The organism is Mesorhizobium sp. M0062, from assembly GCF_040323125.1.
In the GTDB taxonomy this organism is placed as follows: domain Bacteria; phylum Pseudomonadota; class Alphaproteobacteria; order Rhizobiales; family Rhizobiaceae; genus Mesorhizobium.
This window is the reverse complement of record NZ_JAMYUO010000001.1, coordinates 99,008-115,351: the sequence shown is the minus strand read 5'-3', so window position 1 is coordinate 115,351 and position 16,344 is coordinate 99,008. Positions and strand designations below refer to the sequence as shown.

The 16,344-nt window shown below is 62.2% G+C and carries 15 protein-coding genes and 1 tRNA gene; 8 read left to right on the top strand and 8 right to left on the bottom strand.

The genetic code is table 11. The features are described from left to right. Window positions 1–11 precede the first annotated feature (11 nt). On the top strand, window positions 12–233 hold the full coding sequence (locus tag NKJ64_RS00565; RefSeq protein WP_155922478.1) for a hypothetical protein: 222 nt from the start codon (window positions 12–14) through the stop codon (window positions 231–233). Window positions 234–317: 84 nt separating this feature from the next. Here the strand turns inward: NKJ64_RS00565 and NKJ64_RS00560 are convergent, their stop codons facing one another. Together NKJ64_RS00560 and NKJ64_RS00555 are read right to left on the bottom strand one after the other, a co-directional pair. Beyond that, entirely contained in the window at window positions 318–1,025 is a 708-nt protein-coding gene (locus tag NKJ64_RS00560; protein WP_031198174.1) for a class I SAM-dependent methyltransferase, read from the bottom strand. A gap of 28 nt (window positions 1,026–1,053) precedes the next feature. Continuing rightward, window positions 1,054–3,045 (bottom strand): long-chain fatty acid--CoA ligase, encoded by a 1,992-nt coding sequence (locus NKJ64_RS00555; RefSeq protein ID WP_023682052.1) that lies wholly within the window; start codon window positions 3,043–3,045, stop codon window positions 1,054–1,056. Window positions 3,046–3,521: 476 nt separating this feature from the next. Here NKJ64_RS00555 and NKJ64_RS00550 point away from each other — a divergent pair, with 476 nt between their 5' ends. Genes NKJ64_RS00550 through NKJ64_RS00530 form a run of 5 tightly spaced genes read left to right on the top strand, consistent with a single transcriptional unit; the run spans window position 3,522 to window position 8,761 of the window. Further along, window positions 3,522–5,120 carry an ABC transporter substrate-binding protein gene (locus NKJ64_RS00550; protein WP_352461749.1) on the top strand — a complete coding sequence of 533 codons (1,599 nt, stop codon included), beginning with the start codon at window positions 3,522–3,524 and terminating at the stop codon, window positions 5,118–5,120. A gap of 47 nt (window positions 5,121–5,167) precedes the next feature. Then, window positions 5,168–6,175: an ABC transporter permease subunit gene (locus NKJ64_RS00545; protein ID WP_023692619.1), complete on the top strand. Its 1,008-nt coding sequence runs from the start codon at window positions 5,168–5,170 to the stop codon at window positions 6,173–6,175. A gap of 26 nt (window positions 6,176–6,201) precedes the next feature. Beyond that, window positions 6,202–7,086, top strand: coding sequence for an ABC transporter permease subunit (locus NKJ64_RS00540; RefSeq protein ID WP_050485757.1), 885 nt, complete (start codon window positions 6,202–6,204; stop codon window positions 7,084–7,086). Then, window positions 7,086–7,931, top strand: coding sequence for an ABC transporter ATP-binding protein (locus tag NKJ64_RS00535; protein ID WP_081839785.1), 846 nt, complete (start codon window positions 7,086–7,088; stop codon window positions 7,929–7,931). Before NKJ64_RS00540 ends, NKJ64_RS00535 begins: the two co-directional genes overlap by 1 nt. Further along, window positions 7,931–8,761, top strand: a complete 831-nt coding sequence (locus NKJ64_RS00530) for a dipeptide ABC transporter ATP-binding protein (protein ID WP_023682050.1) — start codon at window positions 7,931–7,933, stop codon at window positions 8,759–8,761. Before NKJ64_RS00535 ends, NKJ64_RS00530 begins: the two co-directional genes overlap by 1 nt. Before the next feature lie 123 nt (window positions 8,762–8,884). Here the strand turns inward: NKJ64_RS00530 and NKJ64_RS00525 are convergent, their stop codons facing one another. The 6 genes from NKJ64_RS00525 to NKJ64_RS00500 all read right to left on the bottom strand — a co-directional run bounded on the left by NKJ64_RS00525 (window position 8,885) and on the right by NKJ64_RS00500 (window position 14,769). Further along, window positions 8,885–10,681: an ABC transporter ATP-binding protein gene (locus tag NKJ64_RS00525; protein ID WP_352461747.1), complete on the bottom strand. Its 1,797-nt coding sequence runs from the start codon at window positions 10,679–10,681 to the stop codon at window positions 8,885–8,887. Then, on the bottom strand, window positions 10,681–11,727 hold the full coding sequence (locus NKJ64_RS00520; protein WP_023682048.1) for a glycosyltransferase family 2 protein: 1,047 nt from the start codon (window positions 11,725–11,727) through the stop codon (window positions 10,681–10,683). The genes NKJ64_RS00525 and NKJ64_RS00520 overlap by 1 nt, the downstream gene beginning before the upstream one ends. Beyond that, window positions 11,724–12,836 (bottom strand): glycosyltransferase family 2 protein, encoded by a 1,113-nt coding sequence (locus tag NKJ64_RS00515; protein WP_023669498.1) that lies wholly within the window; start codon window positions 12,834–12,836, stop codon window positions 11,724–11,726. The genes NKJ64_RS00520 and NKJ64_RS00515 overlap by 4 nt, the downstream gene beginning before the upstream one ends. Beyond that, the gene (locus NKJ64_RS00510; RefSeq protein WP_023669499.1) at window positions 12,833–14,014 is read right to left on the bottom strand and encodes an acyltransferase family protein; all 1,182 of its coding nucleotides are present in this window, start codon (window positions 14,012–14,014) and stop codon (window positions 12,833–12,835) included. Before NKJ64_RS00510 ends, NKJ64_RS00515 begins: the two co-directional genes overlap by 4 nt. Beyond that, window positions 14,014–14,202, bottom strand: a complete 189-nt coding sequence (locus tag NKJ64_RS00505) for a hypothetical protein (RefSeq protein WP_023715289.1) — start codon at window positions 14,200–14,202, stop codon at window positions 14,014–14,016. The genes NKJ64_RS00510 and NKJ64_RS00505 overlap by 1 nt, the downstream gene beginning before the upstream one ends. A gap of 491 nt (window positions 14,203–14,693) precedes the next feature. Then, window positions 14,694–14,769, bottom strand: a tRNA-Thr gene (locus NKJ64_RS00500). A gap of 72 nt (window positions 14,770–14,841) precedes the next feature. On the opposite strand from NKJ64_RS00500, the gene NKJ64_RS00495 reads away from it, so the two are divergent. Further along, window positions 14,842–15,063 carry a hypothetical protein gene (locus NKJ64_RS00495; RefSeq protein WP_155921595.1) on the top strand — a complete coding sequence of 74 codons (222 nt, stop codon included), beginning with the start codon at window positions 14,842–14,844 and terminating at the stop codon, window positions 15,061–15,063. Window positions 15,064–15,120: 57 nt separating this feature from the next. Beyond that, window positions 15,121–16,344, top strand: a complete 1,224-nt coding sequence (locus NKJ64_RS00490; RefSeq protein ID WP_352461746.1) for a hypothetical protein — start codon at window positions 15,121–15,123, stop codon at window positions 16,342–16,344.

The window sequence follows — 16,344 nt, the reverse complement described above, 5'->3', positions numbered from 1 at the left end:
GGGAAGCAGCCATGAAACTATGGAGCTTCTGGTTTGTTTTCGGACATAGTGGGCTACTCATCAGCAGAGCAAACGTACCCGCATCTGCCGCACCTGATCTTGGCGCTTGCGTTATCGATGTCTTCGCCAGGCTGAAGCTCGAAGCCGCGATTTTCGCACTTTGGGCAAACTATGAAGCCGATACGTTGAACAACTTTAATCCACGCCATTCGACTTCTCCTATCAACGGCTAATCCAATCTATTTTCTGCCCCTTGAGGTTTGTCCACAATGAGTAGAATCCGGCCATTCAGAGCGACTGGGCTTTGCCGCGTCGCGCTAGCAATCTTCCGGCTCGAACCAAAACACACCGCTCGGCTTGGTCACATCACCCTTTGCGTCGCCGAAATCCGGCACCTGATATTCGGCGAGCAATCGTAGCCGCGACAGCGGCAGATCGGCGCGGCGGGGATCGCCGACCAGCACCTCGATGCCGGCTGCCAGGCAGCGGTCGAGGAACGGGATCACCCGCAGAGCAACCTCGCGGCCGTAGAACACGTCGCCGGCAAGCACGAGATCGACCGCTGGCGGCGGGCCCGTGGTGATATCCTGGTCGACAATGGTGATCTCGACGCCGTTGGCCAACGCGTTGAGGCCGATCGCGGCGACGCCGTTGCGATCGCTCTCGGCGGCGATCACCGCGCTGGCGCCGGCCTTGGCGGCGGCGATGCCGACGAGGCCCGAGCCGGCGCCGAGGTCGAGCACGCGGTGACCGGCCACGATTTGCGGATGGTCGAGTATATAGCGCGCCAGCACGGCGCCGCCGGCCCAGGCATAGGCCCAGTAGGGCGGCTGCGGCTCAGCTTCGTGCTCCTCGGTCTGGCTGCCGTCTTCCGGTCCATGAGCTCGCCACTCGACAAGCCGCCTCAGGCCGCTGCCGGAATGAGCCGTATAGAGCTGGATTTCACGAAGGGCGGGAACGGGCGCAAGCCGCAGGTTCGCCTTGATGAACACTACTGCATCGGGACGCCGACTATCGTCCGCCATCCCGCCGTCGCCAGGCTCGCCGTTCAAATTATTCCCGCAGCGCCCGGCGCAAAATCTTGCCCACCGGCGTCTTCGGCAGCTCGGTCCTGAACTCGATGTATTTCGGCCGCTTGTAGCCGGTCAGGTTCTCGCGACAATACGCAGTGATTGCCTCAACGGTCAGCGCCGGATCCTTCTTGACGATGAACAGCTTCGGCACTTCGCCCGAATGCTCGTCCGGCACGCCGACCGCCGCCACTTCGAGCACGCCCGGATGCTGGGCGACGACTTCCTCGAGTTCGTTGGGGTAGACGTTGAAGCCGGAGACCAGGATCATGTCCTTCTTGCGGTCGACGATCTTGGTGTAGCCGCGCTCGTCCATGAAGCCCATGTCGCCGGATTTGAAAAACCCGTCCTTGGTCATCACCTTGGCGGTCTCGTCCGGCCGGTTCCAGTAACCGGCCATGACCTGCGGCCCGCGAATGCAGATCTCGCCGACCTCGCCGAGCGGCAGGTTGTTGCCGTCATCGTCGCGGATGACGATCTCGGTCGACGGCAGCGGCAGGCCGATCGTGCCGGTGAAATTGCTGTCGCTGAACTTGTTGGCGGTCGCCACCGGCGAGGTCTCCGACAGCCCGTAGCCCTCGGTGATCGAATTGCCGGTCAGCGCCTTCCAGCGCTCGGCAACCCCCTTCTGCACCGCCATGCCACCACCCAGCGTCATGATCAGCGGCTTGAAGTCGAGCTTGCGGAAATCCTCGTTGTTGAGCAGCGCGTTGAACAGCGTGTTGAGGCCGGGGAAAATGTGCATCGGGTATTTCTGCAGCTCCTTGACGAAGCCGGGAATGTCGCGCGGGTTGGGAACGAGCACGTTCTGGGCGCCCTGCTGCATGCCCATCAGCGCGTTCACCGTCAGCGCGAAGATATGGTAGAGCGGCAGTGCGCAAATGAAATTGAGATGCGCCGGTTTCGGCTTGATCGCATAGGCGTCCTGCAGCCACAGCGTGTTCTGCGCGACATTGGACAGCACATTGGAGTGCAGCAGCACAGCACCTTTGGAAATCCCCGTGGTGCCGCCTGTATATTGCAGGAAGGCGACGTCGCTGGCTTCCATCTTGGCCGGCTTGAAGGCGATGCCGGCGCCGGCCTTCACCGCCGCATTGAACTTGACATGGCCGGGCAGCGACCAGGCCGGCACCATCTTTTTCACCCGGCGCACGACCAGGTTGACGATCGTGCCCTTGAGGCCGCCGAGCATGTCGCCCATCGCCGCGACCACCACATGCTTGACCGCCGTCCTGGCAATCACCGCGTCCAGGGTGCTGGCGAAATTCTCCAGAATGACGATCGCCTGCGCGCCGGAATCCTTGAGCTGATGTTCGAGCTCGCGCGGCGTGTAGAGCGGATTGATGTTCACCACGACATAGCCGGCGCGAAGCACGGCCATCATCGCCACCGGATATTGCAGCACATTCGGCATCATCAGCGCCACGCGTGCGCCTTTCTGCAGGCCCTTCGATTGCAGATAAGCGCCGAAGGCGGCCGATTGCCGCTCGAGTTCGGCATAGGAGATCGACTTGCCCATGCAGACGTATGCCGGCTGGCCGGAAAACTGCTTGCAGGCGCCGACGAGGAAGTCGCCGATCGAACTGTAGGGCAGGGCGCCGATCTCCGCCGGCACGACTTTCGAATAGCTTTTTAGCCATGGCTTTTCCGGCAAGCCCGCGGCAAGCGCCGTCAGCGTATTCGGCAGTTTTTTGGCCGCGCCCGGCGACGGCTTCGAGGCGGGCTTCGCCGCGGCTGTCTTCGCGGCTGGCGGCTGGGCGGGCTTTGCAGCGGGTGTTGTCTTCGCCGCGCGCTTGACCGCAGGTTTCGCTGCCGGGTTGGCGCTTGCCTTCGCCGGCGTCGAGGTTGCCGTTGGCTTGACGGCGGGAGTGGCTTTGGCCGGTGGCGCTTTCGACTTGGCGGCAGCGGCGGCCGGTTTTGAAGCTTTCGCCGCTTTTGCTTTCGCCGGGGCCGTTGTCTTTGTTGCTTTCGCCACCTCTAGCCTCCCTCGGTCGTTCTGTTGCCTGCTCCTGCTGCGCCGCCTCGATGTGGTGAGGCGTCCTCCGCTGCAGCGATGTCGCGGATTTCCGGAAAATCCAGCGTGTCATCTATCTATTGCGACTATCGGCGGCCGTGCAAGTCTTGCCCCAGCGGCAGGACGGCAAAGATTTGCCGTCGAAATCCTTCCCGCGATGCCAGCTCAGGCAATGCCGTCCGGTCATCTCGGTGGCGAAACCCAGGCTTGTGGATTTTTGGCTTACGATTGCTGCGATCAATGAAAAAATGCGGTCGTTAACAATCCCGTGATTAGCAGATTTTGCTATTTGTTTCTGCAGTTCGTCAAAGACCGAGAAATATTTTCTGCTTACGGTGGGGTAGGCAAACAGGGTGTTCCAAAGCCGGAAAAACGGTGCTTATATGCGCGCTTCGCGAGCCTATAGAGGGGCTTGGAAGAACATCAGGGAGTGCTCAATGAAAAAGAAACTGACTTTTGCAGCCGCGTTGCTGGCTGCAAGCGTCCTCGGCGGTGTGGCCAATGCCAAGACGCTGGTCTATTGCTCGGAGGCCTCGCCGGCCAACTTCGACCCGGGTACCACGACGGGCGGCAACGACTTCGACGCCTCGTCGCGCACCGTCTATTCGCGCCTGGTCGAGTTCAAGCATGGCGGCACCGAAGTTGTGCCCGGTCTCGCCGACAAATGGGAGATTTCGGACGACGGCCTGGTCTATACTTTCCACCTGCATCCGGGCGTGAAGTTCCAGACGACGGATTTCTTCAAGCCGACGCGTGATTTCAATGCCGACGACGTCGTCTTTTCGTTCGATCGCCAGTTCAACAAGGAAAACCCCTGGAACGGCGAGAAGTACCTGCCGAACCTGACCTGGGACTACTACACCGGCATGGACATGCCGAAATACGTCGCCAAGTGGGAAAAGGTCGATGACCTGACCGTGAAGCTGACGCTGACCGAGCCGAACGCGCCGATGCTGGCCAATCTCGGCATGGACTTCGCCTCGATCGTGTCGAAGGAATATGCCGACCAGCTGGAAAAAGACGGCAAGATGGCCGACTTCTCGACCAAGCCGGTCGGTACAGGTCCGTTCCAGTTCGTCGACTACCAGCTGGATTCGGTCATCCGCTATGCGGCCAACCCGGACTACTTCAAGGGCAAGGAAAAGATCGACGATCTCGTCTTCGCGATCACGCCTGACGCCACCGCCCGCATCCAGAAGGTGCTCGCCGGCGAATGCGATATCGCGCCCTATCCGAATCCTGCCGACATCGGCACGATCAAGGCCAACGCCGACGTGACCCTGATGGATCAGGCTGGCCTCAACATCGGCTATATGAGCTATAACACCACCATCCCGCCGCTCGACAAGCCTGAAGTGCGCCATGCGCTCAACCAGGCGATCGATCGGGAATCGCTCATCAAGTCGCTGTTCCAGGACGCCGGCGCCACGCCGGCCGTAAACCTGATCCCGCCGACCATGTGGTCGTGGAACAAGGACGTGAAGTCCGACGCCTATGATCCGGAAGCCGCCAAGAAGGTGCTGGCCGATGCCGGATTGAAGGAGATCCAGCTTTGGGCCTCCGACCGCGTCCGTCCCTACAACCCGAACTTCCAGCGCGCCGCCGAACTGATCCAGGCTGACTGGGCCAGGGTCGGCGTCAAGGCGGAGATCGTCAGCTACGAGTGGACGAAGTACCGCGAAGAAGGCAAGAAGAAGGAGCGTCCGGGCGCCTTCCAGATCGGCTGGACCGGTGACAATGGCGATCCGGACAATTTCTTCGCCACGCTGTTCGCCTGCTCGGCCATCGGCGTGTCGAACTACTCCAGCTGGTGCGACAAGGACTTCGAGGATCTGATCCAGAAGGCCAAGAAGACCAGCGACCAGGCCGAACGCACCAAGCTCTATGAAGAGGCGCAGGTTGTCTTCCAGAAGCAGGCTCCGGCCTTCCTCATGGCACACAGCCAGGTCTACGCAGTCGTGCGCAAGAATGTCAGCGGCTTCATGATGGACCCGCTCGGCATTCATCGCTTCGACGGCGTCGACAAGGCCGAATAGAACTGTTAGGCGGGCGGCGCGCAATCAGGCGCCGCCCGCTTTTCAAGATGCTCCGATATCTCCTAAACAAAATCGTCTTGGTGCTGCCGACGCTGATCGGCATCACCATCTGCGCCTTCGCTTTCGTCAGGCTGCTGCCCGGCGATCCCATTCTTGCCATGGCCGGCGAGCATGGCGTGTCGCCCGAGCGTTACGCGGAACTGAAGGAACAGTTCGGCTACAATTTGCCGATCTGGCAGCAATACGCGCATTATGTCCGCGATGCCGCGACCGGCAATTTCGGCGTGTCGATTTCGTCCAAGCGGCCGGTCATCGAAGATTTCATGACGCTCTTCCCGGCAACCGTCGAGCTCTCAGTCTTCGCCATGATCTTCGCCATGGTGCTGGCTATCCCGGCCGGCATCATTGCTGCGGTCAAACGCGGCTCCTGGTTCGACCAGGGGCTGATGGGCACCGCCCTTGTCGGCTATTCCATGCCGATTTTCTGGTGGGGTCTGCTGCTGATCATCTTTTTCTCCGGCTATCTCGGCTGGACCCCGGTTTCAGGACGCATCGGCCTTCAGTTCTTTATCAAGCCGATCACCGGCTTCCTGACCCTCGACAGCCTGCTCTACGGCAAATGGGATGCTTTCCGCTCGGCATTGAGCCACCTGGTGCTGCCGACAATTGTGCTCGGCACCATCCCGCTGGCGGTGATCGCGCGCCAGACGCGCTCGGCCATGCTCGAAGTGCTGGGCGAAGACTATGTGCGGACCGCCCGCGCCAAGGGCCTGTCGTCGTCCCGCGTCATCGGCGTGCATGCGCTGCGCAATGCGCTGATCCCGGTGGTCACCACCATCGGCCTGCAGGTCAGTACCCTGCTCGCCGGCGCCATTCTCACAGAAACCATCTTCGCCTGGCCGGGCATCGGCAAGTGGATGGTCGAATCCATATCCAAGCGCGACTATGTCGTCGTGCAGTCAGGCTTGCTGCTGATCGCCCTTATCGTCATGGCGGTGAACCTGATCGTCGACGTGCTTTATGCCGTCATCAACCCGCGCATCAGGGCGGCGTGATGAGCCAGTCCACCGAAATCGCCCCGATGGCCGCCGGCAACCCTGACCGTCTGACCGGCTTCAGGACCTTCTGGCACTATTTCTCGGTAAACCGCGGCGCCGTCATCGGCCTGTTCGTCTTCATCCTTTTGGTGCTGGCCGCGCTCTTTGCACCGCTGCTGGCGCCCTATGCGCCCGACATCCAGGACAAGACCGCTTTCCTGCGTCCGCCGGCCTGGCAGGCGGGCGGCAGCATGGAATATCTGCTTGGCACCGACGCGGTCGGCCGCGACATGCTCTCGCGCCTGCTCTATGGCGCGCGTTTCTCGCTGCTCATCGGCGCCGTCGTGGTCACGCTGGCGCTTGTCGGCGGCATCACGCTCGGCCTTTTGGCCGGCTATTTCCGGGGCTGGGTCGACGTGGCGATCATGCGCGTCATGGATCTGATCCTGTCCTTCCCGTCGCTGCTCTTGGCGCTGGTTCTGGTCACCATCCTCGGCCCCGGCCTGTTCAACGCCATGCTGGCCATCGCGCTCGTCCTGCAACCCCACTTTGCCCGTCTGGTGCGCGCTGCCGTCATGGCCGAAAAGAGCCGCGAATATGTGGTCGCCGCCAAGGTCGCCGGCGCCGGCCATATAAGGCTTATGCTGCGCACCATCCTGCCCAACTGCCTGGCGCCGCTGATCGTCCAGGGCACGCTGTCCTTCTCCAACGCCATCCTGGAGGCGGCCGCTCTCGGCTTTCTCGGCCTTGGCGCCCAGCCGCCGACACCGGAATGGGGAACCATGCTCGCCTCGGCGCGTGAATTCATCCTGCGCGCCTGGTGGGTGGTGACCTTCCCCGGTCTGGCCATCCTCATCACCGTGCTTGCCATCAACCTGATCGGCGACGGTCTGCGCGATGCGCTCGATCCGAAGCTGAGGAGGTCGTAATGGCGCTGCTCGACATCCGCAATCTCGTCGTCGAGTTCCAGACCGCATCCGGCCCGTTCCGCGCGGTCGATGGCGTCTCGCTCCATGTGAACGAACGTGAAGTGCTGGCCATCGTCGGCGAATCCGGCTCCGGCAAGTCGGTGTCGATGTTGGCTGTGATGGGGCTGTTGCCGTGGACGGCGACGGTCACTGCCGACGAGATGAGCTTCAACGGCCGCGATCTCCTGAAGATGAGCCCGGCCGACCGGCGCAAGATCGTCGGCAAGGACATGTCGATGATCTTCCAGGAGCCGATGGCCAGTCTCAATCCGTGCTTCACCGTCGGCTTCCAGATCGAGGAAGTGCTGCGCTTCCATATGGGCATGGACAAGGCCCAGCGTCGCGAGCGCGCCATCGAATTGCTGACGCAGGTCGGCATTGCCGAGCCGGCCGAACGGCTGAACTCGTTCCCGCACCAGATGTCGGGCGGCCAGTGCCAGCGCGTCATGATCGCCATCGCCATTGCCTGCAATCCCAAGCTTCTGATCGCCGACGAGCCGACCACCGCGCTCGACGTCACCATCCAGAAGCAGATCCTCGACCTCCTCGTGTCGCTGCAGGTCAAATACGGCATGGGCCTGATCATGATCACCCACAATATGGGCGTGGTCGCCGAGACGGCCGACCGCGTCATCGTCCAGTACAAGGGCCGCAAGATGGAAGAGGCCGACGTGCTGTCGCTGTTTGAATCGCCGAAGAGCAATTACACCCGCGCACTTTTGTCGGCGCTGCCGGATAATGCCGTCGGCGACCGGCTGCCGACCGTCTCGGACATGCTGTTCGAACCAGCTGCCGGGGGCTTCTGATGAGCATCAAGGTCGTCGAAGGCAAGGACATCGTGCGCGACTATCACGTCGGCGGCGGCCTGTTTCGCGGCGCGCGCACCGTGCATGCGGTCAAGGGCGTCTCGTTCAGCGTCGACAAGGGCAAGACGCTGGCCATCGTCGGTGAATCGGGCTGCGGCAAGTCAACGCTGGCGCGTATCATCACGCTGATCGATCCGGCAACGTCGGGCGAACTGTTCATCGACGGCAACAAGGTCGACATCGCAAGGAACGGCCTGACCAGGGAGATGCGCCGCAAGGTGCAGATCGTCTTCCAGAACCCTTACGGATCGCTCAATCCGCGCCAAAAGATCGGAGATGTGCTTGGCGAGCCGCTGCTCATCAACACCGACAAGCCGGCCGAAGAGCGGCGCGACCTCGCCATGAGGATGCTGAAGAAAGTCGGCCTCGGAACCGAGCACTACAATCGCTATCCTCACATGTTCTCGGGCGGCCAGCGCCAGCGCATCGCCATTGCCCGCGCGCTGATGCTGAACCCGAGCCTGCTGGTGCTTGACGAACCGGTCTCCGCGCTTGATCTTTCGGTGCAGGCGCAGGTGCTCAACCTGCTCGCCGACCTGCAGGACGAATTCCAGCTGACCTATGTCTTCATCAGCCACGATCTGTCGGTCGTGCGCTACATCGCCGACGATGTGATGGTGATGTATTTCGGCGAAGCCGTCGAATACGGCTCGCGCGAGGAGGTCTTCGCCGACCCCAAGCACAACTACACCAGAACGCTGTTCGCCGCGACGCCGCGCGCCGACGTCGCCTCGATCAAGGCGCGGTTGGCGAAGAAGAAGGCCGCCTGACCTCTCACCGAGAATTGTTTTTGAACAATCGGAAATGCGTCGCGGCGGTGGTTTGCCGGCAGGATTGATCGCTATCTGCGAGCTGCCGGGCGCAAGCCGCGTCGCAGGTTGGGGTGCGCCCCATCACTCACCCGCTCCGTGCTGGTAAAGCTCGTCCATGCTGAGCATTGCCAGGGTTGCGAAGGGGGCCTGTTTTTTCACCCGACCGCGGCTCAAGATCACCACGTCGTCGCAGAACGATATGGTGCTGTAATGATGACTGATGACAATGGTGGTGCGGCGGCCGGCCCGCGATTTCAGCGTCTCGACAATAGCGGCTTCTGACAACCCATCCACCGCACTGGTGGCTTCGTCGAGGATGAGAATATCGGGATCGCGCACCAGCGCCCGCGCCAGGGCGATCCTTTGCCTTTGTCCGGCTGACAGGTTGATGCCCCGGTATCCGACCAGCGTCGCGTAACCCTGCGGCAGGTGCTCGATGAATTGATGTGCCTCGGCCAGCCTTGCGGCGCGCATGGCGTCGCTGGCCGACGCCGTGTCGTAGCCGTAGATAATGTTTTCAAAAATGGTGCCATCGACCAGTTCCAGCTCCTGACTGGCCAAGGCAATGTTCCGCCGCCATTGGCTTGGGTCCACTTCATCGAGCGGTGCCCCATCGACGAGGATCCTGCCGCTGTCGGGTTTGACGAAGCGGCACAGGAGATTGACGATCGTCGTCTTGCCGGCGCCCGAGCGGCCGATCAGCGCCGTCGAGCGGCCGCTGCGGATGTCGAACACCGCCTTATGCAGCACCGCCTCGCGCGCGTCGGGGCCTGACAGGGGACCGGAATAGGCGAAGCTCACATCATCGAAGCTGATCCCTTGGCGCAAGCCGTCGAACGGCAGGCTGCCCTGCGGCGCCTCGGGCTTGTCGGAAGGATCGAGCAGCCATTGTACCTCCTCCAGCGAGCCGCTCATGCCTTGCAACTGACTCCAGGACATCTGCAAGGCCCGCATATGCGGCTGCAGTCGGTAGAGCAGGATGAGGAAGGCGACGGTCAGCGGGAAGCTTACATTCGCCAGCCAGGCTCCGATCACCACCGCCAGGAACAGCATCGCGTGCAATACCTCGGTCAGTGGCGGCAAGACGCCCTGGCGGATTGAAAGCACGAAAGCCGCCCGCCGCACCCCGTCGGACGCTTTGGCGAAGACCGCCTTTTCACGGTTCTCCTGCCCGAAGATGCGAATCAGGCGCCCGGCATGCACCAGATGCAGCATCTGCGACGCCAGTGCGCTGTTGCGCGAGACGACGCTGCGGCTCGGCGCCTTCAGATTGGACGACAAAACCCCGTGCGCCAGCTGGACAAGCGCCAGCCCTAGAGTCACCAGCAGCGTCATCTGCCAAGAGAGGAGCAGGAGGAAGGCGAGCAGGATGACGGCGGCCGAGGCACTGACGATCGCGCCGAGCAGGGCCTGGATAGCGTCGGATGCTCGCCAGGATTCGTTGGAGATGATGTTGAGCAGCCGCCCGGGGCTTTGCTGCAGGAAAAAGGGGTAGCCGACCCTGAGCAACTGCTCCGACAGTGCGCTACGGATCGAATAACCTGCCTTGCCGTAGATGTAGCTGGTCAGCAGAGTGTTGGCGAAGGCAAAGACATTTTTCAGTACGATCGAACCGAGGATCGCGGCCGAAATGGCGATCAGCCGCTGGCGCTCGCCGAGGTCCGCTCCAACCTGCTGGAGGAGGGCGGAGAAACCGGCCATGCCTGATGTTTCGCCACGTCCCATAATGATGCCGAGCAGCGGAATGATGAGACCGATGCCGAGGCCTTCCAGCGCGGCGCCCGCAAGCCCGAGCCCCACCACGACGGGAACGAGCCGCAACAGCCTGCCACCAAGCGCGCGGCGCAGCATTGGCAGGGCTGACGGAATCGGTGACATTATCGCGCTCTGGCCTCCGCATTGGCTTCGCTGGCTTCTCGGTCGTGGCGCAGCGGCAGCCGTTTTGGCCATCCCATCATGACGAGCAGCGCAAATCTGGCGGCACCTGCCAGATTCATTACGACAATAGGCCAGTGCGACAGATCGAGGTCGCGGTCAAAGCGAGGACGGCCCGCCAGTTCCCTGAACGCGGCCCGCGCGGACCAATAGACATGGCGAAGCAGCCAAGGGGCGTGGCGGACATGTTTCAGGCACAGCGCACCATTACCGAGGCTATAGTCGCGGTGCAGCCTGTCGATCGATTTGCGGTCTCGCCGGCCGTGATGATGCAAGACCGTCATGTCGGGCACATACTCGACCGGCATGCCGAGCAGCATCGCCCGCACGAGATAATCAGTATCTTCAGCCGAGCGTAGCGGGCCGCCAGCGCCGAAGCGTTCGTCGAACGACCCGATGCGGGCCGCGACGTCGCGGTGCATGGTCATGTTGCAGCCGAGCACGAAGCCGCCGGGGTGGACCGCCGGGGTCAGCCGCTCGCTTGCCTCGCAGAGCTTTATGGTGAAGGGCAGGTCCCGGGCATCACCGAGTTCGACCCGGCCGCCGCGGATCAGCCACTTCTCGCCACTCCGGTAGTGCCGCTCCAGGTCGCGGAGATAGTCGCGGTCGAGCTTGCAGTCGTCGTCGACGAAGACCAGCACGCGGCCTCGCGCTCGCGCCAATCCGGCATTGCGGGCAGCGGCTAGTCCGGGGCGAGTCTCCGAGACGGCTGTGACTGGGATGTCGGAAGTTTCGGCGATAGCGGCCAGCCGCTTTGACGTGCCGTCCCGTGAACCATTATCGACCACCACCAACTCTGCCGCGAAGGTGGCGTGCACCCGGCATGCGGCCTGGATCGAGGCTATGCAAGCCTCCAGCACAGCGGCGCGGTCGCGCGTGCAGACGATGAAACTGACCTCGAGCGACGGCCGCTCCGATCGGGGAGATGTCGGGACCGGCGCACTCGCAAACTGGTGATCGCGCAGGAGCGGGTGGGGCCTGTCGGTCATACCAGTCCCCGCTGATAACGCGCAAGCACCGCTTCGGCCGGCGTGGTTTTGAAGAAGTAGGCCACCGCGTCCGCCCGCTTTCCGGCCCTTATCGAGAGCAGGCTGAGCCAAGGCGCCCAGACGCCGGGACGCAGCGCATATTGTTCGCGGCGCCGGATGAAATTCCATCTCGCCGTCCGCGTGAGCAATTCGTGGGTCAGCGGCGGTTCTCCTTCGTCGCCGACGAGTTGGTAGAGGAAATAGAACAGGTTCAGCGCGCCTGCCTCGAAGCTTGGCCGTGTGTCGGTCGGCAGCTCGGAAATCCGCTCTTCGAGCGCACGGATGAAATCGGCTGCGCGCGAAACCGTGTCGAAAGAGACGGCCTCGCCGATGTCGCGCAGATCCGCTGTGGTTTCCGCAAGCCCCTCACGCTCGAGATTTTCGGCCACGATCCGCAAATGCGTCCTGCGCATTTCCTTGGCATGCCGCATGGTTACGCTTCCCGCATGGATGCGATAGACGAGCAGGCTATCGGGCAATATGGTCGCCGGGAAACGGCCGGCAAGCCGTCTGAAGAGATCAAAATCCTCGGCATGTCTATATTTGGGATCGTAATAGAGATCGTTGTTCCCAATGACATTCCTGTTGTAGATCACCGTCGGATGTAAGAATATCGTAAAGAACATCGACAATATGTCGAGCCGGCCGAGCCGGAACACCGGGTCTAGCCTGCCTTTGGCGATACGGCCGTGAAGCAAGGTATCAACGCAGGCGCCGCAGAAGCCGAGATCGGGCCGCCGCTCGAACAGTGCGACCTGGCGCGAGAGGCGCCGGGGATAGGCGACATCGTCCGCATCCATTCGCGCAACAAGCTCGCCCTGGGCCAGTCGTAGCCCTTCATTGAGGGTGGCGACGAGGCCGCGGTTCTCACGCGAGATGACAGAAACGCGATTGTCTGCCCGGCGGTATCGTTCGAGAATCTCGAGCGAGTTGTCAGTCGATCCGTCATCGATAGCGATGACCTCCAGGCGATCGTAGTCTTGCCGCAGAATGCTCTCCAGCGCAGCGGTGAGATAAGGCCCGGCATTGTAGACCGGCAGCAGGACGGAGACGAGCGGCGCGGTGGTCATCTCTGCGCATCCGTTCGCCGGAGTTCGAGTGCGGCGCGGCCATCGGGGGATCCGCCGGGATAGGCGTCCGCCGCCCTGCCGAGCCAGCCGGCATCGCCAGAGCGTGCCTGGGAGCGGCGGCGCGCTACATAGGGGAAGCGGCGCTTGAGGCCGTTGAGCGGCTTTTCGAAAGCCGTCCACGAGATCGAAGCGACGGCGATCGTGGCGGCGCTCGCGACCAGGAAACGCCCTGGCCCCTGCTCCGAGACATTGAGCGGGATCCAGGGCTGTGACTTGACGGCGAGCGACAGAAGGATCGGATGGTAAAGATAGACGCCGTAGCTGATGCGGCCCAGTGACAGCAGCGGTGGCAGTTCGAAAACCCTGCCGAGGACGCCGCCAAGGCCGGCTGAACAGGCGGCGACAACGGCCACCAGCGGCACCAGGGGCAGGATCTGCAGCAACGCCCAGCGGGCCCATTCCAGCATAGGATCGGCTGGCGCAGGGATAAGCCACTCAATCGCCAGGAAGACAGCCGCAAGGGCTGGCCAGCCTAGCCGCATCCATTGCGGCAGGCCGGCGCCTCTGGTCCGCCGGCAGGCAAGCAAAGCACCAAACGCCAGCGCGTCCATCGATGCTGGCGGCAGCAGGTCGCGCGCTAGCGCCGGGGTGGCGGTGATCGGCCAGTAGAAGCGATAGGCCAGCGACAACAGGATGACGCCGATAGTGATCGCTTCCACCCGCCGGCGGGGTGCGAGAAGCACGACCAGCGGCCAGGCGATATAGAACTGCTCCTCGATGCTCAGGCTCCAGAAATGGCAGAGTAGCCAGGGCGTCCATTCGTTGCGCAGCGCGTACCAAAAATTCGACAGGTAAAGCGCATGCCAGACGAGCGATCCACTGGACTGCTCCAGATCGGTCAGCCAGACGAACCCAAGCACGGCGAAATAGGGCGGGAATATGCGCAGCGCGCGCCTGATGTAGAAGGAACTCAATGCAGGGCCGGCTTTGAATTCGGCCGCGGCGCGCGCTTCGAGCAGCAGTCGTGTGATCAGGAAGCCGCTCAGCACAAAAAAAAGCCGCACCCCGATGTGGCCCCAAAAGGAGGACCCGTTGGGTGCAAGGAAATGGGAATAGAGAACCATCGTGACAGCGATGGCGCGCAGAGCGTCCAACTGATTGTCACGCGCGACCGCCATCAGCCATTTCCGCCGGTCTGAAATCTCCGATGAAGCCAGCGGCCCTGCATTCCGGGCCTCAGGTCGAGGCCTGCCAGCGTCGAGAGTGCGCCGACAACATCAAACCCGCGCCTTGTGCGCGGGACAGCCTCGAAATCGGTGCTGGCCAGCGAAAAATTCAAGCTGATCAACTTGGCGGAATTTTCCACGGCGCACTTCCCAGTACCAAATCCCCCAAGAAATGGTGCAACCGGGCAATGGTGCAGTGCAACACAAAATATCTATCGAGCTGTAATATTTGTGTGAGTTAGTGCTAAAAATGGGTATGATTTGCGAGTGCGTTGCGTCGCTGAGGGTTTTTCACGTCCGCAATGCTGCATGAGCAGTAGTACCATGTCAGAAAGGCACGGTTTAATTACACAACTATAATCCGGAGTGTCTGATATAGGTCAAAATTGACGAAGATTATTCTAAGATAGTGGTTTTGTATCTTATAAATTATGCTTGTATTGTCGGGTTCTCTAGGCTGTCGATCTTGCGCGATGCAGCATAGTCGATGGTCAAGCGTCTGACGACGCAATCCTGTGGCGGCGGCCATATGGCGCATGTCGACGAGGCAGACAGGAAGTGCCGGTGTTGGCGTAGGGAGTGACGTGCATTAGCCTTGCACCTGCCGTCACGCTTGCGTCGGATGGAGAACTGGTGCCGCTTAGGTGACTCGAACACCTGACCCCATCATTACGAATGATGTGCTCTACCAACTGAGCTAAAGCGGCCCAGGAAGCGCGAAGCCTCCAGGATCGGCTGGGTGATAGACTCAACCGGCCGCTAATTCAAGATGGGCAACCGTGATTTCAAGGCTGGATCCGGCAATTCGTCCCGTCATTTTCCATTGGCGCGGAATAAGCCATCGCCTCGTTTGCTTTTTCGATTACGCGGAGACGTCGCGCCGGACTGCGCGCAAATCGCCCGGCAAGGCGGCAAACGGACTGATTTTATTGCTAAAAGGCATCGAAATGGGCGTTGAACAGGCCTGTAAGGCAGAATGCGGGCGCTCGCCCGTTGATTGATTGGTCGCCTGCGGCTAACGATCATGGCAATGTAAGCGAACGGACAGGGGAATTCGCTTGGACGCGATCGAAAAAGCGATCCGCAACGCCTTCGAGAAAGGCAACGCCGAGGACCGGGCATTTCGCGAGCGGGTCTATCGGTCGGCTTTCGCGGCGCTCGACCGCGTGCTCCAGGCCAATCCCGGCGTGACGGTGGAAGCCGCCATCAAGCGCCGTAAGGCGGTGCAGGAAAAGATCGCCGAGATCGAATCCGAATTCCTGCCCGCGGTCCCCGATGTCGCCGCGCAGACGCAGAGCGCTGCGCAGACACAAGATACCGCGCTGACGCAACGCGTTGCGCAGCCGCAAGACGCCGTACAGGGCGCCGCCGAGGCGCCCGCGGTCGATGCCCCGACAGGTGTCGCGGCCGGACCGTCGCCGGCGATCGTCGTTGATGAACCGGTTCAGCCCGAGGCATCCGACGCGCCGCGTTCGCGCGTGCTGCCGGTCGTCCCCGACATCATGCCTGACGCCACGCTGCCCGGCGCCCCGGCGATCGATATGGCCGATTCCGCGCCGGCCGAGGCCGCGGCGGAAGTGGCGCCTGACCGTGATGAAAGGCGGATAAGGGGCCGCCGCCTGCCGCTGACGGCGATCTTCTTTGGCGTGACGTTGCTCGCCGCCGCCGGCATCGGCCTCTATTTCGCCGTGCAGACCGGGGTCTTCAAGACGCCGGCGCAACTCGACACGGCGCCGCCCGAAGCGCCGCCGACCGTCGACGATGACGACTTCACGCCGCCTGCCGATACAACTGAGCCGCAGCAGCCTGGCGCGCCGCAGCAGCCTGGTGTCGCCGAACAGACGCGCGAGTGGATCAACGTGTTTACACCCACCGATCCAACGCATGTGGCGACCCCGTCCGACGCCAAGGCCGATGTCGTGCAGGATGACACCGGCTCCTTCCTGCGCATCCGCTCCGGTGCTTCCGGCTCGGCCATCAGCTTCGATGTCGGGCAGGGCGTGCTGGAGAAGCTTGCCGGCAAACATGCCGTGTTCGACATCGTCGCCCGCGCCGAGGACGGCAAGGACACGCAGATCTCCGTCGACTGCAATTTCGGCGATCTCGGCGACTGCGGCCGCAAGCGCTATGCGGTCGGCCAGCAGCGTAACGAATATCTGTTCGACGTGAAATTCCCCGACAAGCCCCCGGGCGCGGCCGGCAGCATCGCCATCAACTCCGACTTCGACAAGCAGGGCAAGGCGGTCGACATCTACGAGATCCGCGTTTCGATCGAACCGTAA